The organism is Alistipes sp. HGB5 (assembly GCF_000183485.2).
Lineage (GTDB): Bacteria > Bacteroidota > Bacteroidia > Bacteroidales > Rikenellaceae > Alistipes > Alistipes finegoldii.
Genome location: NZ_AENZ01000064.1, coordinates 17,928 through 39,139 on the forward strand (window position 1 = coordinate 17,928; position 21,212 = coordinate 39,139).

The following is a 21,212-nucleotide window of genomic DNA, read 5'->3' on the forward strand; positions in this document are numbered from 1 at the left end:
CTCTGAATAATTGACACGCGAACGGGCGAAAAGAATGAGTCCGGAGGTGAAAAAAATCGTCTACATGCCGATAACGATCGTATCGCCCTCCCGTGTAAAGTGCATGGGAGCGATGCGCTGCAGCTCTGAAAGAATCTCCCGAAGCGACGAATCGTGGGTCGTCAGCGTAAAATAATAGTCGTACGCCCGCGGATCGGTCACCCTGAACGTCACGTCGTACCAGCGGCCGAGCGTGCGCAGCACCTCTTCGAGCGGCGTGTCCCTAAAGGAGATGATCGACTTGCGCCACAGCGAAGCTCCCGACGTATCGACATGGTCCAGACGGCCCTGACGGGTCGTCCGGTCGTAAAGCAGACGGTCGGAGGGCGCCAGCAGGAACGAATTCCGGCCGTCGGACATCGACACGCTGCCCGCATCGAGCGATACGGCGATCAGCGGACTGTCGTCGTAGGCCTGCACGTTGAACTCCGTTCCGAGCACTTCGATCTGCGCGCCGCCGAGTCCGACGACGAAGGGCCGCGCCGGATTGTGGCTGACGCTGAAATAGGCTTCGCCGTCCAGCTCGACCCGCCGCATCGAAAAACCGAATTTTTCGGGATACCGCAGCCGCGTGTCGGCATTCAGCCAGACGCGCGTGCCGTCCTGAAAGACCATCTGCATCCGCTCGCCTTTCGGAACGTAGATTTCGGCATACTCCGGCGCTGAAAAAATGCCGCCGACCTGCCGGTCGAGACGGATGCCGACGCCGAGCACCAGCAGGCAGGGAATCAGCACCGCAGCGACACGCAGCGCAATGCGCCGGCGGCGGCGCCGGACCAGCGCCGCACGGATACGGCGGTAAATCGCCTCGGAGGGAATCCCTGAAGCAGGCATCCGCTCTCCGGTTTCGAGCATGCGGGCCTCCTCGTCGATAAGCCGCGACAATTCGGCGGCGCCTTCGGCCGAGGAGAACCAGCGGGCCACCTCGCGCGCCTCCTGCGGCGTAGCCCGTTCGTCGAGGACTCTGCGGATCGTATCTCTGTCAGGTCGTTTCATAGGCTGCGAATCATTACAAGCAGGGTTATCATCTTTATTATCGGGCCGATCGAAAGCCGGAGCGACCGGAGTCCGTCGGCGTAATGGGTCTTCACGGTGTTTATCGAAACATGCAGTTTTTCGGCGATCTCCCGGTTCGAACAGCCGTCGCGCTTCATCATTATCACGGCCCGCTGCTGGCGGGGCAGACGGTCGATGGCCTCGCCCAGACGCCGGTCGATATCGCGGCTTTCGATATACTGGGCCAGCGTGTCGTCCTGCTGCTGGCGGAGCTGGGCGATGACGTAGCTCTGCTCCAGCACCCGGCCGTTGTGGCGGATATAGTTCAGGAGGTAGTTTTTGGTCATCGTATAGAGGTAATTGCGCAGGCTGACCGTCACGGACAATCCGCCGCGCAGCTCCCAAAGCCTGACGAAGACGTACTGCACGGCGTCTTCGGCCGCCCCGGTCTGCTTGATCATCCGCAGCGCCAGCGAATAGAGCATGCCGTGGTAACGCTCGTAAACCAGCGTGAAAGCCTGCTCGTCGCCGCCTCGGATCCGTTCGAAGAGTTCGCACTCGTCCGCGGCGGTCCCGGAAATATGAAAATCCTCGTTCACCCTTACAATGGAGTATGGTTATGTACAAATATACTGCATTGCTCTTATCCGGACAAGCCGGGCGGCTGTTTTTTCACCATCGTCCCATCGTTTGATTCCCCCTTCGTTCATATAGACACCCCGATTGGGGAAACGGGTGACCCGCCGCATAAAAAATCTCCGCCCCGCCGTACGGAGGGAGCGAACCGAGGGGCTGCGCAGGCCCGGCGGAGGCCGCAAGACGAGGCGGACTAACAATTCGTAACCCCAATCGTGAAAAAGAGCGCGGAAGAATGTCTGTTTTCAGAAATTAATCGTATATTTGCTAACAGATTGACACCTCCCGCACCGGAAATTCATCAAACCATAAACGGATATGTACGGAAAAATCAAAGAACATCTGCAGCAGGAACTTGCCGAAATCAAGGCTGCAGGGCTCTACAAGAGCGAACGGGTCATCGAATCGCCGCAGCGCGCGGAGATCGAAGTTGCAGGTCGTAAGGTACTTAATTTCTGCGCCAACAACTACCTCGGACTTTCGGACAACCCGCGGCTGATCGAAGCCGCGAAACGGGCCATGGACAACCGCGGCTACGGCATGTCGTCGGTGCGTTTCATCTGCGGCTGTCAGGACATCCACAAACAGCTCGAAAAAGCCATAGCCGACTACTTCGGCACCGAGGACACGATCCTCTATGCCGCCTGCTTCGACGCCAACGGAGGCGTCTTCGAGCCGATTTTCGGTCAGGAGGACGCCATTATCTCCGACTCGCTGAACCATGCGTCGATCATCGACGGCGTGCGTTTGTGCAAGGCCGTGCGCTACCGCTACGCCAACGCCGACATGGCCGAGCTGGAGGAGTGTCTCAAGCAAGCGCAGGCGCAGCGTTTCCGCATCATCTGCACCGACGGGGTCTTCTCGATGGACGGCAATGCCGCGCCGCTGGACAAGATCTGCGCGCTGGCCGAGAAATACGACGCACTGGTGATGGTGGACGAGTGCCACTCGGCGGGCGTGCTGGGCAAAACCGGCCGCGGCATCACCGAACTCTACGACCTGCGCGGTCAGGTGGACATCCTCACCGGCACGCTCGGCAAAGCCTTCGGCGGCGCCGTAGGCGGCTTCACGACGGGCCGCAGGGAGATTATCGAGATGCTCCGCCAGCGTTCGCGCCCCTACCTCTTCTCCAACTCGCTGCCCCCTGCCGTCGTCGGCGCCGGAATCGAAATGTTCCGCATGCTGGGCGAAAGCAACGAACTGCACGACCGTCTGGTGGCCAACGTGGAGCACTTCCGCGAAGGCATGATGGCCGCAGGTTTCGACATCAAACCCACGCAGTCGGCCATCTGCGCCGTGATGCTCTACGACGCCAAGCTGTCGCAGGACTTCGCCGCCCGGTTGCAGGACGAAGGGGTTTTCGTGACGGGCTTCTACTATCCGGTCGTGCCGAAGGGTCAGGCCCGCATCCGCGTGCAGGTCTCCGCAGGCCACACGACCGAACAGCTCGACCGCTGCATCGCCGCCTTCATCAAGGTCGGCAAAGAATTGAATGTCATCAAATAAAACCCTCAAGCCTATGCCGAAAACATCCTTAGACGCGATCGACCGCAAAATCCTCAAATACCTGATCAAGAACGCCCGCATGCCCTTTCTTGAGATCGCCCGCGAATGCGGCATCTCAGGCGCCGCGATCCATCAGCGCATCCGCAAGCTCGACGATTCGGGCGTGATTCTGGGCAGCCGGCTGATCGTCGATCCCAAAATGATGGGCTTCGACGTCTGCGCCCACATCAGCATCACGCTCAAGGACCCGCAGCTGCTCAAGCAAACCGTGGAACAGCTCAAGGAGATTCCCGAAATCGTGGAGGCGCACTTCATCACCGGTTCGGGCAATATCCTCGTGAAGCTCTACTGCGTGGACAACGAGCACCTCATGCGCACGATTTTCGACGGCATCCTGCGCATTCAGGGCGTCTCCTCGACCGAGACCCAGATCTCGCTGCAGGAAGCGTTCCAGCGGCAGGTGAACATCGATTTTATCGAGGAATAGCATCCGGCGGAGAATCATCCGCCCTCCCCGCACGACGGAGACCCGATGGGGTCTCCGTTTTTTCATGCCTGCGAGGGAAAGGGTGCAACCCGATTCGTTATCACATCCCGGAAAAACCCGCCGGTCCCTGATCTTCCGGACCTGCCGGGCACCAGAACCGACACCCTGCAATATACCCCGAAAACCGCCCGCCTCCAGCCAAACGCCTAACCTGCCGGCACAAAAGGAAAGCGCCCCGCCTGAAAACAGGCGGGGCACCCCGGCAAACAATTGTTTAACTGATGATTATCCCGGAAGCCTATTCGGCGGACGAAGCCGGTGCTTCCGATGCGGAGGAGGAGTTACCCTCACTTGACCCTTCACTCTCAACCTTACTCTCCTCCTTTGCGGATTCTCCGGCAGTCGAATCCGTCTTTTCCGCATCGTCAGCCGCCGATTTCTCCTGCGTGTCGGCAGCCGGAGCCGCAGCTTCGGTCGCCTCTCTCTTTTCGGGCTGCTGGGCGCAAGCCATCGCTCCGCCAGCCATCAGCAGCAAAGCTGCCATCGTTACAATTGTCTTTTTCATCGCTTTTAAAATTAAAAGGTTCCTTTTCACTTCTTCGGTTCGGATATGTCTCGCCAACCGTTCTGATAAAATGGAGTTCAAGCGGCGTGCCATCCGGATAAAAAACGGCAAACCGCTGATAGACAGCGGTCGGCAAGGCACGCCGGAATCGTCCGGAGTGTGGAAAGGTGTGGAATCGCGCTACAAAGTGTGGAAATAATCCACACCCGGCGGCTATTCGATGCCGTAAAGATGCAACTTGTTGTAGAGGGTCTTGCGGTCGATGCCGAGCAGTTTGGCTGCCTGCGACTTGTTGCCCCCGGCCATCGCCAGCGCGCGCCGGATCTGCTCCTCCTCGCCGGCCGGATTGCGCAGCGGCACCGCAGGAGTTTCGGGGGCCTCGGACAACTCGGCGGGCAGTTCGCGGCAGGTGATGTAATCCCCCGTGCAGAGCAGCGTCGCGGACATCACCGCGTTCTTCATCTGCCGCAGGTTTCCGGGCCAGTCGTAGCGGGTCATGGCCGCGGCGGCCTGCGGGTCGAAGCCCACGATCCGCTTGTCCAGCTCCCGGTTCGCCGCATCGAGAAAGAAGTCGGCGAAAAGCATGATGTCCCCGCGCATCTGCCGCAGTTCGGGCATGCGGAGCGTGAATTCGTTGATGCGGTGATAGAGATCGGCGCGGAACGCGCCGCGCGCGATGGCGGCTTCGAGGTCCTCGTTCGTCGCGGCGATCAGCCGGATATCGACCGGAATTTCGCGGCTGCCGCCCACGGGACGGATGCGCCGCTCCTGCAGGGCGCGGAGCAGCTGCACCTGCGTTTCATAGGTCAGGTTGCCGACCTCGTCCAAAAAGAGCGTGCCGCCGTTCGCGGCTTCGAAGGCGCCCGTCTTGTCGCCCACGGCTCCCGTAAACGAACCCTTGACGTGGCCGAAAAACTCCGAGGCGGCCAGTTCGCGCGGAACGGCGCCGCAGTCCACGGCCACGAAAGGCTTCCCGGCACGCCTGCTTTCGCGGTGAATCAGCTGGGCCACATGCTCCTTGCCCGTGCCGCTGGCGCCGTTCACCAGCACCGACATATTGGTCGGCGCAACGAGCCGGACATATTCGTAAAGCCGCTGCGCGGCATCGCTGCGGCCCTCGATGTAATTGGGACGCTCCTCCCGCGGTTTCTTCGCCGAAGCGGCGGGAACGGGAGGCTTCTCACTGCCGGCAGCCGGGACGTCGAGCGCTTCGCGGATCTTTTTCAGCAGTTCGTCGGGATTGACCGGCTTGGCCACGTAATCCCGCGCGCCCAGCTTCATGCAGCGCACGGCGTTCTGTATCTCGGCGTAGCTCGTCATCACGATCACCGGAATCTCCATATGCTGCCCGGACATCCACTGCAGCAGGGCAATGCCGTCCTCGTCGGGCAGGCGCATATCGCTCAGCACGAGCGAGAATCCGCCCTCCGCGAGCGCCGTACGGGCCGCCGCGACGCTCGCCGCCGTCTCGGTCCGGAAGCCCTTTTTCGAGAGCCACGTCTTGAGCATCAGGGCGAAGGTGATATCGTCGTCTATGATTAAAATCCGTTCCATACTCAGGGCAAAGATACCTTTTTTTGCGCTTCCGCGACAATCGCGCGGATATTTTCCGCCGCCGCGCCGATCTCGCCGCGCAGGGCGTCGGTCAGCGGCCCCTCCCAGCTCTCGGCCGTGCGCAGCGTCGCAGCGACTCCGGCCGCCCCCAGCATCGTGAAGATCGGCAGCATCTTGTGCGCCACGGCTTTCAGCGCGGCGACGTCGCCGCTTTCGAGCGCCCGTTCGAGCAGCCGGCAATTCGCGGCGCTCTGTTCGGCGAAGGATTCCAGAATCCCGCGCGCCGCTTCCGCATCGTCGCCCGCATAGGCCGTCAGGGGGCCGAAATTCACACCGCCCTCCGAAACCTCCGGCGCATTGTCCGCCGCACCGTCCGCTCCCCTCTTGCCGACATGCCTCCCCGCACTGACGGGTTCTCCCGCGCCGACGACAATTCCCGCAGCGCCGCTCTTCTCCGCGCCTTCCGCATCCTCTGCGCTTCGGGCCTTTCCCGCGCCGCAAACGGCGTCCAGCACGGCAATCAGCTCGTTGGCCGTAAACGGCTTGCGCAGGCACCCCGCGAAGCCGCGGTCCGAGAAATCCCCGGCTTCCAACTCCCCGCGTGCCGAAACCGCCACCACGGGAAGCGCGGGATTCACGCCGCGCACCGCCGCAAGGACGCTGAAACCGTCGGCCGACGGCATCTGTATATCGGTCAGCACCACGTCGAAGCCGCCGTCCGCGACCAGTTTCGCGGCATATTCGGGGTACTGACAGCACTCGGCTCCGACACCCGCCTGACGGCACATCGCGGCGGTCATTTCGAGCTGCAGAGGATCGTCGTCGATCAGCAGCGCCTTCACGCCGCCACGCACCGCCGGCACGCACGCTTCCGCAGGCCGCAGTTTGCGGCCCTCTCCGCCCGAAACGGGTCCCACCGGGATCGAAACGATGAATTTGCTCCCTTCGCCCAAACGGCTTTCGAGCGATATGGTCCCCTTCAGCAGTTTCACGAGCCGATCGACGATCGACAGCCCCAGTCCGAATCCATCGACGCCCTGCGCCGAGCGCAGACGCACGAATTCCTGAAAAATCCGCTCCTTCTCTTCGCGTCCGATGCCGCGTCCCGTATCGCGGACCGAGAAGACGAGCCGGCCCTGCACCACATCGACACGGATCGTCACCGAGCCTTCGTCAGTAAATTTCAGCGCGTTGGAGATCAGGTTGTCGGCGATCTGCCGGATACGGAACGGATCGCCCGCCACCTCGCGCCCGGCCGCCGGTTCGACGTCGAGCGTCAGCCCGATGCCCTTCGCCCCGGCCTGCGCCGCAAATCCGGCGCGGATCGTTTCGAACAGCTGCGCCGGGCAGAACGCGACCTTATCGACGTCCACCTTGTTGATATCGAGGCGGTAGAAGTCCAGCAGGCTGTTCACCAGCGCCAGCAGATGTTCCGACGACTCCTTCATGTTATGCAGGTACAGCTCCTCGCGCTTGTCGCCGGTCAGGCGCGAAAGCAGGTCGATATAGCCCATCACCGAACCCAGCGGCGCCTTGATGTCGTGCGTGATGGCCAGCATCAGCTTCTCGCGCGCCGCCAGCAGCGCTTCGTTGTCGCGGTTGGCCCGCTCCAGCGCCCGCCGGTAGCGGTTGCTGCGGTTGATGTCGCGCCACAGGATGCCGACGAACAGCAGCATGAGCACCACGGCCGCGACGGCGATCACGCCCAGCGTCAGCGACGAACGGCGGCGGATGGCCTCCGTCTGCTCGAAGCGGTTCATCAGAAAAGCCGTATCCTCGGCTTCGAAATCCATGATAAGGCGGTATATCTTCGTGTTCACCAGCTCGTTGCTGTACCGCAGGCGCATCCCTTCGTTCCACGCCCGGTCGTAGATGCCGATGCGGTCGCTGGTCACCCGGTCCTGCAGCGTCCGCAGCACCACCGCGATCGTATCCTTCACCTCCGGCGCAGGCAGCGAATCCACGACCCGTTCGTGACGGGAAATGATCATCCCGGCCTCCTCCTTCGGCGGGCTGAACAGGTCGGCGAAGCGGCGGAAGAACTTGCGCTTGCGCCGCGGGACGGTCACCGTATCCTGCACGACCACGCGCGAAGCGACGGTGTCCGCCGCCCGTACGACGACGCTGTCCCCGTGCGCCGCGCTGTCCGCCGGACCGATCAGCTCGCGGATATTCTTGTCCAGCAGGCTGGACGTGGCGGCCGAACGGATCGTCCGCCGCAGGCTCATCGTCCGCCGCTCCTTGTCGGCCAAAAGACGCACGATGCTGTCCAGACGCATCGTCTGCAGCGAATCCTCCGCAGCGGTCAGCCCCCGCAGCGAGTCGATCAGGCCGCGCACGGTGCGCAGTTCGCGTTTGTAGCGGGACTCGTAGGACTGGTATCCGGCGATCATCAGCTGGCCGTAACTCTCGGCCTGATAAAGATGGTAGAGCGCCTGTCCCGCGACGCTGCGTTTGGTATGGAGCAGGGAATAGCTGCCGTCGGGAGTCGAAAAACGCACCACCGTCCGGTAGACATAGCCTACCGAAAGGACGCAGACCGCGATCAGGATCGCATATCCCGCGAAAATCTTGGTTTTGACGAATTTCGACTCTTTCATGCCTTCAAAGACAAAGGATGCGGAGCGACATTCGGCGGAAATCTACGTTTGCACACTCCCCGATCGCCGGACCCTTCCGGACAAAGATACGAAAAACCCGCGAATCCGGAATCTCTTTCGTTCCCGGATCGCAAATCCGTCCCGCCCCGAAAACAAACCGGGCCGTACGACGTCGTACGGCCCGGTATTTTCAGCGATCGCGGTGCGGACTAGTACTTGTACCGAATCCACTTGTAAAGCTCCTTGAACGTCGGCTTTTTGCCGTACATGAAGATTCCCACGCGGTAGATCTTGGCCGCCAGCCACACCATCGCGGTAAACGAGGCGTAAAGGATCGCCAGCGAAAGGATCACCTCCCAGAGGGGAATGCCGTACGGAATACGCGCCATCATCACCACGGGCGAGGTGAAAGGGATCATCGAGAACCAGAAGGCCATCTGTGAATTGGGGTCGTTGATGACGGTTATCATCACCAGCAGGGCGAGGATGATCGGAATGGTGATCGGCGTCTGCAGCTGCTGGGCGTCCTGAATGCTGTCCACGGCCGAACCCACGGCGGCGAACATCGCCGAGTAGAAGAGGTATCCGCCGAAGACGAACAGCAGCAGGTAGGCGAAGATACGGAGGATATAGCCGAAATCGGTCACGGCGGCCATCACCTGCAGCATCTCCGGATTCATGTCTATCGACGCCGCGGCGTCGGGAACCCCGTGCTGCATGGCCTGCACCCCGGCCAGCACGTCGGCCGGCATCATGTGCACCGCCACGGCCGCGCCGACGGCGCAGAGCACGCCCCAGATCAGCACCTGCACCACGGCCACCGAAGCCACGCCGAGTATCTTGCCCAGCATCAGGTCGAAGGGCCGCACCGACGACACCATCACCTCCAGCACGCGGCTGTTCTTCTCCTCGATGACCGACTGCATGACCATCGAACCGTAAATGAGCAGGAACATGTAGAGGATCATGCCCAGCACGAACCCGACGCCGGTGGCGATGACCGACGACTTGGCCTGCGACTCCTCCTCCTGCGACTCGTCGTTGCGGAAGGTCTGCATGCCGACCGTGGTCTTCACCTCCTGCAGGATCTGCGAGAGGTTCTCGATGTTGTACGACTTGAGTTTTTCGGCCTCGATGATCTCTTCGAGCTGCCCCGTGATATTGCTCTCGACCGTCAGCGACGACGACGAATTGACGTAAAGCTTCACGTTGTTGGGGTTGGTGAGGATGTCCGAGCCGATATAGAGCACGCCGAACTTGTCGGTCAGCTCCTTGCGGGCCGCATCGGTCGAGAGGTCCGTAGTCTGGAAGACCAGCTCTTCGCCGCTCTGCAGCTTCGGAGCGACCAGCCCGCTTTCGTCGATGACGGCGATCTGCTTCTCGTCGCCGCGCGAATACTTCATGATGAGCATCGGGGCGAACATCAGGCCGATCATCAGCAGGGGCATGAGCAGCGTGGTGATGATGAAGGATTTTTTGCGGACGCGCTCGTTGAATTCGCGCCCTATGATAATGCTGACTTGTGACATGATCGTATCGTTTTAAAGGTTTCCGTTTACGGCGCGGATGAAAATATCGTTCATCGAGGGAATGATCTCCTGAAACGAGCGCAGTTCGACGGCGTCGTTCACCGCGGCGATCACTCCGCGCACCTCTTCGTCGCGCTCGACGTGCAGTTTGAGCGAGGTGTAGACCGCCTGCGCCTGCGAGCCTTCCAGAATCTCGCAACGACCGTCGACGGCATTGCGCAGCGCCTGTTCGTCGCCGCGGTAGAACACTTCGAAGATGTTGCTTCCATGACGGCGGCGAATGTCGTCCACACGGCCCGAAAGGATATTGCGAGACTTGTTTATCAGCGTGATATGGTCGCAGATCTCCTCGACGGACGACATGTTGTGCGTCGAGAAGATGATCGTCGCCCCCTTGTCGCGCAGCGCCAGTATCTCGTCCTTCAGCAGGTTGGCGTTGATCGGGTCGAAACCCGAAAAAGGCTCGTCGAAGATCAGCAGTTCGGGTTCGTGCAGCACCGTGACGATGAACTGCACCTTCTGGGCCATGCCCTTCGACAACTCCTCGATCTTTTTGTCCCACCAGTCCTGAATGCCGAACTTCACGAACCACTGCTTGAGCCGTACGACGGCCTCGCGGCGCGAAAGGCCCTTCAGCCGGGCGAAAAAGACGGCCTGTTCGCCGACCTTCATCTTCTTGTAAAGTCCGCGCTCCTCAGGCAGGTAGCCGATGCGATAAACGTCCTCAGGCGAAATTTCGCGGCCGCCGAACATCACACGACCGCTGTCGGGCGCCGTAATGCGGTTGATGATGCGGATCAGGGTCGTCTTTCCGGCGCCGTTGGGACCGAGCAGGCCGTATACCGAACCCTTGGGAATGGCAAGCGATACGTCGTCGAGGGCCTTGTGCCCGGCGTACTGCTTGGTGACATGTTCTACTGTAAGTAAATCCATAGTCGCTGCGAGTTATTTTTGGGGTTTGTTCGGCGACAAATATAACAACAAATTTTGAATATCAAAAAATATTTATCGTTTTTCGATAATTCACATCCGCCGCATATCCGACCGCCACAAGGCGGCGGACCGGAGAGACCGGCCGTCCCCTCTGTAAAAGAAATCCCTATAAAAAAAGGCGGCCGGGAGTCCCGGCCGCCTTCGATCGCAGGATGTTTCATCCCGCCGGACGATACCCTACCAGACGATCACGCGCTCCTGTTCGGGCATGAACATGGCCCCGTCGGTAATGTCGAACGCATCGTAGAACGTCTGCAGGTTGCGCAACGTGGCGTTCACGCGCCACTTGCCCAGCGAGTGCACGTCGATCTTGGTGAGACGGGCGATCTCCTCGTCGCGGATGTTCTGTGCCCACAAGGCCGCATAGGCCAGATAGAAACGCTGGTCGGCCGTGAAGTTGTCGATCGGCGCAGGCTCCGTGCCGTTCAGCGAGTTGTGGAACGCCGTGTACGCCACGCGCAGGCCGCCCTGATCGGCGATGTTCTCGCCCAGACTGAGCGAACCGTTGGCCATGACGGCGGGCTGGCCCTCCTTGGCGGGCAGCACCTCGATCGCGTCGAACTGTTTCACGAGAATATCGGTCTTGGCCTTGAACGCCTCGGCATCCGCCTCGGTCCACCAGTTGTTCATGTTGCCGTCCTTGTCGAAGTTGCGGCCCTGATCGTCGAATCCGTGGGTCATCTCGTGGCCGATGACCACGCCGATGGCACCGTAATTCACCGCGTCGTCGGCGTCGGGGTTGTAGAACGGCGGCTGGAGAATGGCGGCCGGGAAGCAGATTTCGTTGGTCGTGGGGTTGTAGTAGGCGTTCACCGTCTGGGGCGACATGTGCCATTTCTCCTTATCCACGGGCTTGCCGAGTTCCGAGATATTGTCGGCCGTATACCAGCGGTTGGCATTGACGATGTTCTCCCAATAGCTCTTCGAGGGGTCGATCTCCAGCGTCGAATAGTCCTTCCACTTGTCGGGATAGCCGATCTTCACCGTAAAGGCGGCCAGCTTCTCCTGCGCCTTGGCCTTGGTGGCGTCCGACATCCAGTCGAGCGCCGCGATGTGCTGGCCGAGCGCCGTCTGCAGGTTCTTCACCAGCGTCAGCATGCGCTCCTTGTCCTTGGCGGGGAAGTATTTGGCGACGTACATCTCGCCGACAGCCTCCGACAGCGTGCCGTTGGGCACCGACATCGCGCGCTTCCAGCGGGGTTTCATCTCCTGCTGGCCCGACATCACCTTGCCGTAGAAGTCGAACGACGCCTGCTGGAAGTCGTCGCTCAGGTAGGGTGCCGCAGCGTCGATATACTGCGCCGCGAGGTAGTAGCGGATATCCTCCAGCGGGGCGTTTTTCAGCAGGTCGTTGGCGTTGGCGACGGCCGACGGCGTGGTGACGATGATCGTCTCGAAGTCGCCGATGCCCATGGCCTTATAGTAGGCCTCCCAGTCTATGGCGTCGTAAGTCTTCTCGAAATCGGCCTTCGCCGTGGGGTTGTACTGCGCGGGAATATTGCGCAGCTCGACGTTCGACCACGACTTCTCGGCCAGCTTCGTCTCGACGTTCATCACGCCGGCGACCGCCTTTTCGACGTCGGCTTCGGGAATGCCCGCAAAACGGAATATCCTGCCCAGATACTCCTTGTAGCCCTTGCGGATATGCTCATTCTCAGGATCGAGGTAGTAGTCGCGGTTGCCCATCGTCAGCCCCGACTGCGAGATATAGAGGGCGTTGATGTCGCTGTTCATCAGATCGGCCTGCACGCCCACGCCGAAGAACGGATTGGCTACCGTCGTGTGGAGTTTGGCCACGATGCCGGTCAGTTGCCCGCGGTCCCCGACGGAGAGAATCTCCCCGACGGCGCTCTTCAGCGGCGCGGCGCCCTCGGCGTTCAGACGCGTCGAATCGAGACCCATCTTGTAGAGGTCCGAAATCTTCTGCTCGACGCTTCCCGGCGCGGCGCTGATCTTGGTCATCTCCGAGAAAAGCTCGTTGATGCGCTTCTCGTTGTTGTCGCGCAGCACGTCGAACGAGCCGTAACGCGAATATTCGGGCTTCAGCGGGTTGTTCTTCTGCCAGCCGCCCGTGGCGTACTGATAAAAATCGGCGTCGGGAGCGACCGAAAGGTCGAAATTGGCCATGTCGATAGCCGGCGTCTTGGATGTATTCTGACAACTTGCCATACAAGCTACTGTTGCTGCAAAAATGAAAATCTTTTTCATAGGTTCGGGTTTTTAGTGACGACAGGGGTGTCCGTACTTGCCGGAGCACCCCTGTCTGTTCGTATCTTGTTCGGAAGCCCGGCTTATTTGCGGATGGCCGCAACGCCCGGAAGCTCTTTGCCCTCCATGTACTCCAGCAGGGCGCCGCCGCCCGTCGAGACATAGGAAACCTTGTCGGCCAGCCCGAACTTGTTGATGCAGGCTACCGAGTCGCCGCCGCCGATGAGCGAGTAGGCGCCCTTCGAAGTGGCTTCGGCGATCGCTTCGGCCACGGCGCGCGAACCGGTCGCGAATTTGTCGATCTCGAACACGCCCACGGGACCGTTCCAGAGGATCGTCTTGCACTTGAGAATCTCCTCGCGGAAGACCTTCTTGCCCTCGTCGGCGATGTCCACGCCTTCCCAGCCGTCGGGAATGTTGTTGGCCGGAGCGACGTTCGTATTGGCGTCGGCCGAGAATGCGTCGGCGATCAGCGCGTCGGGCGACATCACGACCTTCACGCCCTTCTCCTTGGCCTTGGCCAGAATGTCGAGCGCCGTCTGGAACTGATCCGGCTCGCAGATCGAGTTGCCGACCTTGCCGCCCTCCGCAGCCGCGAAGGTATAGGTCATGCCGCCGCCCAGCACCAGCACGTCGACCTTTTCGAGCAGGTTCTCGATGATGGTGATCTTGGTCGAAACCTTCGAACCGCCCAGAATGGCGCAGAACGGACGCTCCGGATTGAGCATGATGCCGTCGATGGCCTTCAGCTCGTTCTCCATCACGTAGCCGAACATCTTGTCGTTGGGGAAATAGTCGGCGATCAGGGCCGTCGAAGCGTGTGCGCGGTGCGCCGTGCCGAACGCGTCGTTGATGTAGCAGTCGGCATACGATGCGAGCTTCTTGACGAACTCCTTCTGCGGACCCTCCTTCAGCGCCTTCTTGGCGGCCTTCTTCTCCTCGTCGGTGGCGTCTTCGGCCAGACCGCGGGGCTTGCCCTCCTCCTCGGCGTAGAAACGCAGGTTCTCCAGCAGCATCACCTCGCCGGGCTTGAGGTTCTTGGCCATCTCGGCGGCCTTCTCGCCCATGCAGTCGCCGGCGAACATCACCTTCACGCCCAGACGCTTCTCGATGGCGGGAACGATCTGCTCCAGCGAGAACTTGGGATCGGGATTCTTCTTGGGACGTCCCAGATGCGACATCAGGATCACCGAACCGCCCTTTTCAAGCACTTTCTTGATCGTGGGGATCGCCGCACGGATACGGGTGTCGTCCGTCACCTCGCCCTTTTCGTTGAGGGGCACATTGAAATCCACGCGGATGATTGCGCGCTTGCCTTTGAAATCGTAATTGTCGATTGCGAACATAGCTCTTTGATTTTGAATTATTTTGATGAATTGATCTTTCAGTTCCTTATTCCGGGGCAAATTTATGAAAATATTTTAGAAATCTGTTATTCCGATAACAGAAAAAATGATGCGGAACCGGGTCCGGAAGGCCGGAAATCCTTCCGCCGGCGCTTCGCCGGCAGGGGCCGCTCCACCCCGCGGGCCGTCAATAGAAGGTTCCTTTCGGGGCGAAGATCGCATAGCCGAAGTTGAACGTCAGGTACATGTTCTTCCAGTTGCGCAGGTCGTATTTGGTGAGCGCGAGACTCACCGGACCGATCGGGGTGTGATAGACCAGCGACGCCTCGGCGATATAGTGCCAGCGTTCGTCCGCGGTCGTGCTCCGCGATCCGGGCACATAGGCGCGTTTGGCGCGGAACATCGCATAGAAACCCGTGCGGAAGAAGAAGTTGGGCATCAGGTCGAAGGTCGGCATCACGCCGCCCGCGACGAAACGCTTGCCCCGGAAGTCGGGCATGTAGATCATCTGCGCATGCGAAACCGGCGTATAGGCAGGCATCGACATCAGCGTCGCGCCTCCCGTGGTGAATTCGGGATGGTTGGTAATCACGCCGTCGACGTTGACACCCAGCGAGAACCACCCCGTGCCGGGCATGTCGAAATACTTGTCCCACGTGAAACGCGCCCCGACCCACTGGCGGGTGGTCCGCGACAGGAACCGGTCGGCATTGAAAGGCTCGTACTTGTCGCGGCCCGTCACGAAAATGCCCGAAAGCCGCATGTCGGAGCCTTTGCGCGGATAGAGGAACTTGTCGAGGGTGTTGCGGGCCAGCTCGGCCTTGAGACCGAAGAACGAATAGCGCGAATGGTCGGTGTCGTCGGCGAAAAGCACGTCGGAATCGTATCTGTAATTGATGTGTCCGCCGTTGGCGCGGAGCAGGAAGACCCCGCGGTGGGCGAGGGGCATGCCGGCGGCCACCGAGAAGAAGCTCTCGCTGTTCTTGACCTGCTGGGTGTTGTCGATCTTGGTGAGGTTGCCGAAGGCGCCGTGCCGGAAGTTGCGCACCGCGAAATTATAGGAGTAGTCGAGGAACACCGGCTTCCACATGTAGAAATCCGTACGTCCGCCGATCGCGCCCCACGTATAGATCGGCCCCAGATAGAGATCGGCGCCCAGCTGCTGGCCCACGCGGCCGATCGTCTCGTAGTTGACGCCGATATAGGCTTGGTTGAAGGCCGTGGAGGAGATGTTGCCGCCGATGGTCAGTTTGAAGTTTGGCTTGGTGTGGAACTGCGCGGCGAACGAATAGCTCCCCCGGAGCGAGTCGTAGCGCACATGCGGGAAATCCATCGTGAAATCGCCGCCGGCGAGCACCGCATACAAGTTGTCGCGCAGCTCTTCGAATCCCATCGGACGCTGGCGTCCGGGCGTGCGCCGGTCCACCTTCACGAAGTCGCGAATGTAAGACTCCGGCGCTTCGGCCAGTCCCTCCAGCTTATAGTCGCTGAACCACAGCGGCGGCCATTTGGCACGGAACTCCTCGCGTCGCTCGGCGTAACGTTCGGGCGACCAGCGTTCGGAAACGCGTTCCAGTATCTGCGGCATGGCCGCCGTCGCATCGGCATAGCCGGCGTCCATGATCGCCACGGCGCTGTTGAAATCGAGCATGTTGACATCCACGGCGCGGCGCACCGTCACGCTGCGCCCTTTGGGCAGGTCGTAGTCGGTGTCGTGCATCGCCAGCATGAAAGCCTGATCGAGGATGCTGCTGTTTTCGCTCGGCGGGGCGTTTCCCGCGGTGCAGATACTGCCCACGATCAGATCGGGGCGGAATCCCACGTCGAGGGGCCGCCACGGAAAGTTATCGTAGATGCCGCCGTCGTAGAGCAGCATCGAATCCTTCTTCATCGGTTTGAAAACCAGCGGAATGGACATCGACGAACGCACCGCTTCGCTCAGGTCGCCGTTGCGCATCACCACGGGTTCGCGGGCGTTCATGTCGCTCGAAACGCACAGGAAAGGCACCATCAGGCGGTCGAAATCGCCCTCGGCGGCTGCCGTCGCCGGCGCGAAAAGCTCCGTCAGCGCCATGTCGATCGGCGTCGAGGAGAGCAGGTTCGTCACCCGGAACCGCTTGCCGGCGCCTCCCACGTTCATACGCACGCTCAGAAACGCCGGATTGTGCCCGATCTGCCGGTAATAGGGAGTATAGCGGGGGTCGATGCGCCCCGAAACCCAGTCCTTGACCACACCCGACGCGACGATCTCGCGCATCTCGGCGGGCGAATAGCCCGCGGCGTACATCGCGGCGATGATCGAACCCATCGAGGTTCCGGCCACGTAGTCGATCGGCACGCCGTTCTCTTCGAGCGCCTCCAAAACGCCGATATGGTAAAGCCCCTTTGCGCCACCGCCGCTCATCACGACGCCCACCGTACGGGGCCGCGCAGCCGGAGTCTCCGGATTCTGCGCCCCGGCAGCCCCTGCGACCAGCAGCAGCACCGAGATAAATGAGAGGGTTTTACGCAACATATCTCAATTTTTTTATAACTTTGCACGTTATACGACTGGTAAAAGTAGGGAAAAAGCGTAAACAAACAAAATATGACCGACAAAATCAATGAACTCCTCCGACGTGTCGAAGAGTTCAAACCCAAGGCAGCGGCCGAGATCGAGGAATTCCGCATCAAAATCCTCGGCAAGAAAGGCGAACTGAACGCCCTGATGGAAGATTTCAAAACGGTGGCTCCGGAACTCAAACGCGAGCTCGGCCAGCAGCTCAACAAACTCAAAACCACGGCGCTCGACCGCATCAACAGCCTGCGCGAACAGCTGCAGGAAGCAGCCTCCGACGACGGCGCCGCAACCGAAGACATGACCCGCCCCGGCTCGGCCGAACAACTCGGTTCGCGCCATCCGATTTCGCTGGTCAAGAACCAGATCGTCGAGGTCTTCTCGCGGCTGGGCTACACCGTCGCCGACGGTCCCGAAATCGAGGACGACTGGCACGTCTTCTCGGCGCTAAACTTCCCGCCCGAACACCCGGCGCGCGACATGCAGGACACCTTCTTCATCGAGAAGAATCCCGACATCCTGCTGCGCACGCACACCTCGTCGATTCAGGTGCGCACCATGGAGCACCAGAAGCCGCCCATCCGCGTCATCTGCCCCGGCCGCGTCTTCCGCAACGAAGCCATCTCCTACCGCGCGCACTGCATCTTCCACCAGATCGAAGGACTCTACATCGACGAAGGAGTCTCGTTCGCCGACATGAAGCAGTCGCTGCTCTACTTCGCCAAGGAGGTCTTCGGCGAACAGACCGTCATCCGCATGCGTCCCTCGTACTTCCCCTTCACCGAGCCTTCGGCCGAGGTGGACGTGTCGTGCAACCTCTGCGGCGGCAAGGGCTGTCCGGTCTGCAAGGGCACGGGCTGGCTCGAAATCATGGGCTGCGGCATGGTCGATCCCAACGTACTGAAAGCAAACAATATAGACCCCGAAAAATATTCGGGATTCGCCTTCGGCATGGGTATTGAGCGCATCGCAATGCTCAAATACGGCGTGAAGGACCTGCGTCTCTATTTCGAAAACGACGTGCGGTTCCTCCACCAGTTCGACACGGCACTCTAAAACCGCGATCCATGAAACGTCTGACAGCGACAACGGCACTCTGCGTACTCTTCTGCACGGCTTTCGCCGCGGGGAAGGGTCCCGCCGCGACCGTACTCGGCGGTTACCCCGATTCGCTGCGCAGCGTCTGGCTCTATACCGAGGGCATCAAACAGAATACCATTTTTCACGATACGGTCCGGGCGCGGGAATTTCTCACCGAAGCGATCCGCGCTGATTCGACCTACGCGCCGGCCTATTACGAAATGGCGACCAACGGCATGTACTCCACGCCCGACGAGGCGGTGGAGCTGGCCCGCCGCGCCTACCGGCTCGACACGACGAACAAATGGTATCACCAGTTCCTCGGACAGGCCCTGATCTTCGCCCAGCGTTACCCCGAAGCCCTCGGCGTCTACAAGCGCCTGCGCGCCGCAGATCCGCAGAACCCCGACAACTACCGGCTTCTGGCGGCGCTCTACGAGCAGGTCCAGCAGCCCTATTCGGCCATCGCCACGCTCGACTCGGCGGAACTCCGCTTCGGGCGCATCCCGATGCTGAGCGCGATGAAACGCCAACTGCTGATCTCCACGCGGCAGCTGGACAAAGCCGTCGACGAGGCCAAGGCCATGGTCGAAGCCGCCCCCTACGAAGCGCAGCACCATGTGGTGCTGGCCGACCTCTATGCGATTCTGAACAAGGACTCGCTGGCCATGGCGGAGTACGACCGCGCCATGCAGATCGACTCGACCGACGTCGCCACGCTGATGTCGCTGGCCGACTACTACAACGGCCGCCGCGATTACCGGTCGGTACTCAACGTCACCCAGCGGCTCTTCGACTCGGACCAGATGCCGCTCGACGCCAAGATCAAACGCTTCGAGCAGCTCACCTCCGACATGCGGTTCTACCGCGAATACTACATCCAGCTCAACGCGCTGGCCTCGACGCTGGCCGTGCGCTATCCGCAGGACCGGCGCGTGGTGGAACTCTACGCCAAGCACCTGATCGCCTCAGGCGAACTGGAGCAGGCGCTGGCGCTCTACAAACTCCACCTCGACGACCAGCCGCCCGTCGAAAGCTACTACCGGTCGGTGATCGACATCGAGAGCTATCTCCAGCATCCCGACTCGGCGGCCCTCTACATCAACCGGGCGCTGGAGCTTTTCCCCGGAGAGATCGACTTCCAGCTCTCGAAAGGCCACGTGCTGAATTACACCAAAGAGTACGACAAAGCGATAAAAGCCTATCAGCAGTCGCTCCGTTACGCCCGCACCGATTCGCTGCGCGGCGCGATCTGGGGGCTGATCGGCGACACATGGCACCAGAAAGCCGCGGCGGGGGAGTCCGGCGACGAAGAGGATTTCGTGCTCATCAGCCGCAAGGGTTCGTTCCGTTCGGCCATGAAGCAGTGCTACAAAGCCTATGACAGGAGCCTGCGCTACGATCCCGACAACGCCATGGTGCTGAACAACTACGCCTATTTCCTCTCGCTTGAGGAGCGCGATCTGGAAAAGGCGCTCGCCATGGCCAGCCGCGCCACGGCCCTCACGGACAACAACCCCACCTACCTCGACACCCACGCTTGGGTGCTCTTCAAACTGGGACGTGTGGACGAAGCCCGGAAAATCATGCAGCAGGCCGTCGCCCTCGACGCACAGGAAAGCGCCGCGCTGCTGGTCCACTACGGCGACATACTGAAGGCGCTGGGCGAGAATTTCATGGCCGAGATATACTGGCGCAAAGCCCTCGAAAAGGGCTACGACGCCGGGCGCATCGAACGCCGGATAACGGAAAGCAAAGCGAAAAAAGAGTAACCCTGCAAATGCGATGAAGCCGACGAAAAGCTGCATACTGACCCTTTTCCTGCTGTTCGCCGCCCTTGCGGCCTCCGCTCAGGCCGACCGCAAGATCGAACAGCAGAAGCGGGTTATCGCGGCACTGGAGCAGAAAATCGCCGCCGAGGAGCGGGAGATTTCGAAGCTCAAGGAGGGCCGCGCCGCCACCGAGGAGCGCATACGGCGTCTGGCACGCCAGATAGATTCGCGGAACCAGCTGCTCGAAGAGACCGAGAAGCAGGCCCGCCTGCTGCGCGGGGAGATCGACCGCACGGACAGCGTCGCCGGAGACCTCGGCAGATCGCTGGACCGCAACCGTACCCAATACGCCGAAATGGTGCGCGAAGCCTATCGCAACTACCGGCACAACAATTATCTGACCTATATCTTCTCGTCGCGCGACTTCGCCGACATGGCCCGCAAGCTCACCAACCTGCGGGAAGTGGCGTCGATGCGCGAACGCAAACTGCAGGACATCGCGGCGCTCTCGAAGCAGGTCGCCGAGGAGAAGGAGCTGCTCGACCGCCGCAAACGGTCGCTCGACTCGGTAACGCTCAAACTGAAAGCCCAGAAACAGAAGCTCGAACGCGACGCCCGCAACGCCCGCACCAGCATCCGGCAGCTCTCCCAGAAGGAGAAAACGGCCCTCCAGCGCAAAATATCGCAGGAGCAGCAGCTCGACGTGGCCATCGGCGAACTGCGCAAACTGACCAAGGGCAACAAGGAGGGCGATTCGTTCTCGACCAAGACCACGGGCCTGCGGCTTCCCGTCACGGCGGGCCGCGTGAAGCGCTACAAGGAGAACATGGCCGAAATCACGGGTCCCAAGGGGGCGCACGTCATTTCGATCTACGACGGCAAGGTCGTGGACGTCAAGCGCAACCGCATAACCAACAAATACGACGTTTACGTGGCTCACGGCGAATATATAACCTCCTATGCCAACATGGGGTCGATCTGCGTCGAGAAGGGCCAGAAAGTGGCCAGAAACGCACAGTTGGGCACCATCGGTTCGGCGGTGAACATCATGACCATGGAAACGGAGTACAAACTCGTCTTCGGCATCTATCCGCCGAATCCGGGCCAGAAGCTCCGTGCCGAGAACTGTTTCAAGAAATAACATGAGGACGACATGCGACGGTGCGGTTTCCCGAAACCTGCTGCCGGCATCCGCAGGCAGACACCCGATTCCGGCAGTGGCCGGATCTCCGTCCAGCACCGGAAATCCGTGTCCCCAACGCCGAAAATCTCCGTCCAGCGCCGGAAATCCGCGTCCTCAGCAGCGAAACACCCCGGACGAAGGAGGAAGGACGTAAAATCTGA

The 21,212-nt window shown here is 60.8% G+C and carries 15 protein-coding genes; 6 read left to right on the plus strand and 9 right to left on the minus strand.

What is annotated here, in order from left to right:
• Positions 1-60: 60 nt before the first annotated feature.
• Positions 61-1,035: a FecR family protein gene (locus HMPREF9720_RS11080; protein WP_009598452.1), complete on the minus strand. Its 975-nt coding sequence runs from the start codon at positions 1,033-1,035 to the stop codon at positions 61-63.
• The gene (locus HMPREF9720_RS11085) at positions 1,032-1,634 is read right to left on the minus strand and encodes an RNA polymerase sigma factor (RefSeq protein WP_009598428.1); all 603 of its coding nucleotides are present in this window, start codon (positions 1,632-1,634) and stop codon (positions 1,032-1,034) included. Before HMPREF9720_RS11085 ends, HMPREF9720_RS11080 begins: the two co-directional genes overlap by 4 nt.
• 355 nt (positions 1,635-1,989) lie before the next feature.
• On the opposite strand from HMPREF9720_RS11085, the gene kbl reads away from it, so the two are divergent.
• The 3 genes from kbl (at position 1,990) to HMPREF9720_RS15680 (ending at position 4,428) form a co-directional block, all read left to right on the plus strand.
• Positions 1,990-3,177 (plus strand): glycine C-acetyltransferase, encoded by a 1,188-nt coding sequence (gene kbl, locus HMPREF9720_RS11090; RefSeq protein WP_009598459.1) that lies wholly within the window; start codon positions 1,990-1,992, stop codon positions 3,175-3,177.
• 13 nt (positions 3,178-3,190) lie between these two features.
• Positions 3,191-3,664: an Lrp/AsnC family transcriptional regulator gene (locus HMPREF9720_RS11095; protein WP_009598456.1), complete on the plus strand. Its 474-nt coding sequence runs from the start codon at positions 3,191-3,193 to the stop codon at positions 3,662-3,664.
• Between the two features lie 281 nt (positions 3,665-3,945).
• Positions 3,946-4,428, plus strand: a complete 483-nt coding sequence (locus HMPREF9720_RS15680) for a hypothetical protein (protein ID WP_014775332.1) — start codon at positions 3,946-3,948, stop codon at positions 4,426-4,428.
• Positions 4,429-4,442: 14 nt separating this feature from the next.
• On the opposite strand, the gene HMPREF9720_RS11105 is transcribed toward HMPREF9720_RS15680, so the two are convergent.
• From HMPREF9720_RS11105 to HMPREF9720_RS11135, 7 genes are all read right to left on the minus strand, one after another.
• Positions 4,443-5,783 carry a sigma-54-dependent transcriptional regulator gene (locus HMPREF9720_RS11105; protein ID WP_009598427.1) on the minus strand — a complete coding sequence of 447 codons (1,341 nt, stop codon included), beginning with the start codon at positions 5,781-5,783 and terminating at the stop codon, positions 4,443-4,445.
• A 2-nt stretch (positions 5,784-5,785) separates the two neighbouring features.
• The gene (locus tag HMPREF9720_RS11110; RefSeq protein WP_009598439.1) at positions 5,786-8,383 is read right to left on the minus strand and encodes a hybrid sensor histidine kinase/response regulator; all 2,598 of its coding nucleotides are present in this window, start codon (positions 8,381-8,383) and stop codon (positions 5,786-5,788) included.
• A 209-nt stretch (positions 8,384-8,592) separates the two neighbouring features.
• Positions 8,593-9,912, minus strand: a complete 1,320-nt coding sequence (locus HMPREF9720_RS11115) for an ABC transporter permease (protein WP_009598437.1) — start codon at positions 9,910-9,912, stop codon at positions 8,593-8,595.
• A gap of 12 nt (positions 9,913-9,924) precedes the next feature.
• Positions 9,925-10,845, minus strand: a complete 921-nt coding sequence (locus HMPREF9720_RS11120) for an ABC transporter ATP-binding protein (RefSeq protein ID WP_009598430.1) — start codon at positions 10,843-10,845, stop codon at positions 9,925-9,927.
• Positions 10,846-11,082: 237 nt separating this feature from the next.
• Positions 11,083-13,113 (minus strand): M13 family metallopeptidase, encoded by a 2,031-nt coding sequence (locus HMPREF9720_RS11125; RefSeq protein WP_009598420.1) that lies wholly within the window; start codon positions 13,111-13,113, stop codon positions 11,083-11,085.
• Between the two features lie 83 nt (positions 13,114-13,196).
• On the minus strand, positions 13,197-14,459 hold the full coding sequence (locus tag HMPREF9720_RS11130) for a phosphoglycerate kinase (RefSeq protein WP_009598440.1): 1,263 nt from the start codon (positions 14,457-14,459) through the stop codon (positions 13,197-13,199).
• 187 nt (positions 14,460-14,646) lie between these two features.
• Positions 14,647-16,974 (minus strand): patatin-like phospholipase family protein, encoded by a 2,328-nt coding sequence (locus HMPREF9720_RS11135; protein WP_009598445.1) that lies wholly within the window; start codon positions 16,972-16,974, stop codon positions 14,647-14,649.
• Positions 16,975-17,046: 72 nt separating this feature from the next.
• Between HMPREF9720_RS11135 and pheS the strand changes: the two genes are divergently transcribed.
• Genes pheS through HMPREF9720_RS11150 form a run of 3 tightly spaced genes read left to right on the plus strand, consistent with a single transcriptional unit; the run spans position 17,047 to position 21,009 of the window.
• Positions 17,047-18,072: a phenylalanine--tRNA ligase subunit alpha gene (gene pheS / locus HMPREF9720_RS11140; protein WP_009598447.1), complete on the plus strand. Its 1,026-nt coding sequence runs from the start codon at positions 17,047-17,049 to the stop codon at positions 18,070-18,072.
• 11 nt (positions 18,073-18,083) lie between these two features.
• A complete protein-coding gene (locus HMPREF9720_RS11145; RefSeq protein ID WP_009598458.1) occupies positions 18,084-19,868 on the plus strand; it encodes a tetratricopeptide repeat protein in 1,785 nt (594 codons plus the stop codon).
• A gap of 13 nt (positions 19,869-19,881) precedes the next feature.
• Positions 19,882-21,009, plus strand: coding sequence for a murein hydrolase activator EnvC family protein (locus HMPREF9720_RS11150; RefSeq protein ID WP_009598441.1), 1,128 nt, complete (start codon positions 19,882-19,884; stop codon positions 21,007-21,009).
• Positions 21,010-21,212: the final 203 nt, after the last annotated feature.

What these genes read in the sequence shown, in the direction of transcription:
- HMPREF9720_RS11080 (WP_009598452.1), bottom strand. Translation starts at nt 1,035, where the DNA reads ATGAAACGACCTGACAGAGATACGATCCGCAGAGTCCTCGACGAACGG.
- kbl (WP_009598459.1), top strand. Translation starts at nt 1,990, where the DNA reads ATGTACGGAAAAATCAAAGAACATCTGCAGCAGGAACTTGCCGAAATC.
- HMPREF9720_RS11095 (WP_009598456.1), top strand. Translation starts at nt 3,191, where the DNA reads ATGCCGAAAACATCCTTAGACGCGATCGACCGCAAAATCCTCAAATAC.
- HMPREF9720_RS15680 (WP_014775332.1), top strand. Translation starts at nt 3,946, where the DNA reads ATGATTATCCCGGAAGCCTATTCGGCGGACGAAGCCGGTGCTTCCGAT.
- HMPREF9720_RS11105 (WP_009598427.1), bottom strand. Translation starts at nt 5,783, where the DNA reads ATGGAACGGATTTTAATCATAGACGACGATATCACCTTCGCCCTGATG.
- HMPREF9720_RS11110 (WP_009598439.1), bottom strand. Translation starts at nt 8,383, where the DNA reads ATGAAAGAGTCGAAATTCGTCAAAACCAAGATTTTCGCGGGATATGCG.
- HMPREF9720_RS11115 (WP_009598437.1), bottom strand. Translation starts at nt 9,912, where the DNA reads ATGTCACAAGTCAGCATTATCATAGGGCGCGAATTCAACGAGCGCGTC.
- HMPREF9720_RS11120 (WP_009598430.1), bottom strand. Translation starts at nt 10,845, where the DNA reads ATGGATTTACTTACAGTAGAACATGTCACCAAGCAGTACGCCGGGCAC.
- HMPREF9720_RS11125 (WP_009598420.1), bottom strand. Translation starts at nt 13,113, where the DNA reads ATGAAAAAGATTTTCATTTTTGCAGCAACAGTAGCTTGTATGGCAAGT.
- HMPREF9720_RS11130 (WP_009598440.1), bottom strand. Translation starts at nt 14,459, where the DNA reads ATGTTCGCAATCGACAATTACGATTTCAAAGGCAAGCGCGCAATCATC.
- HMPREF9720_RS11135 (WP_009598445.1), bottom strand. Translation starts at nt 16,974, where the DNA reads ATGTTGCGTAAAACCCTCTCATTTATCTCGGTGCTGCTGCTGGTCGCA.
- pheS (WP_009598447.1), top strand. Translation starts at nt 17,047, where the DNA reads ATGACCGACAAAATCAATGAACTCCTCCGACGTGTCGAAGAGTTCAAA.
- HMPREF9720_RS11145 (WP_009598458.1), top strand. Translation starts at nt 18,084, where the DNA reads ATGAAACGTCTGACAGCGACAACGGCACTCTGCGTACTCTTCTGCACG.
- HMPREF9720_RS11150 (WP_009598441.1), top strand. Translation starts at nt 19,882, where the DNA reads ATGAAGCCGACGAAAAGCTGCATACTGACCCTTTTCCTGCTGTTCGCC.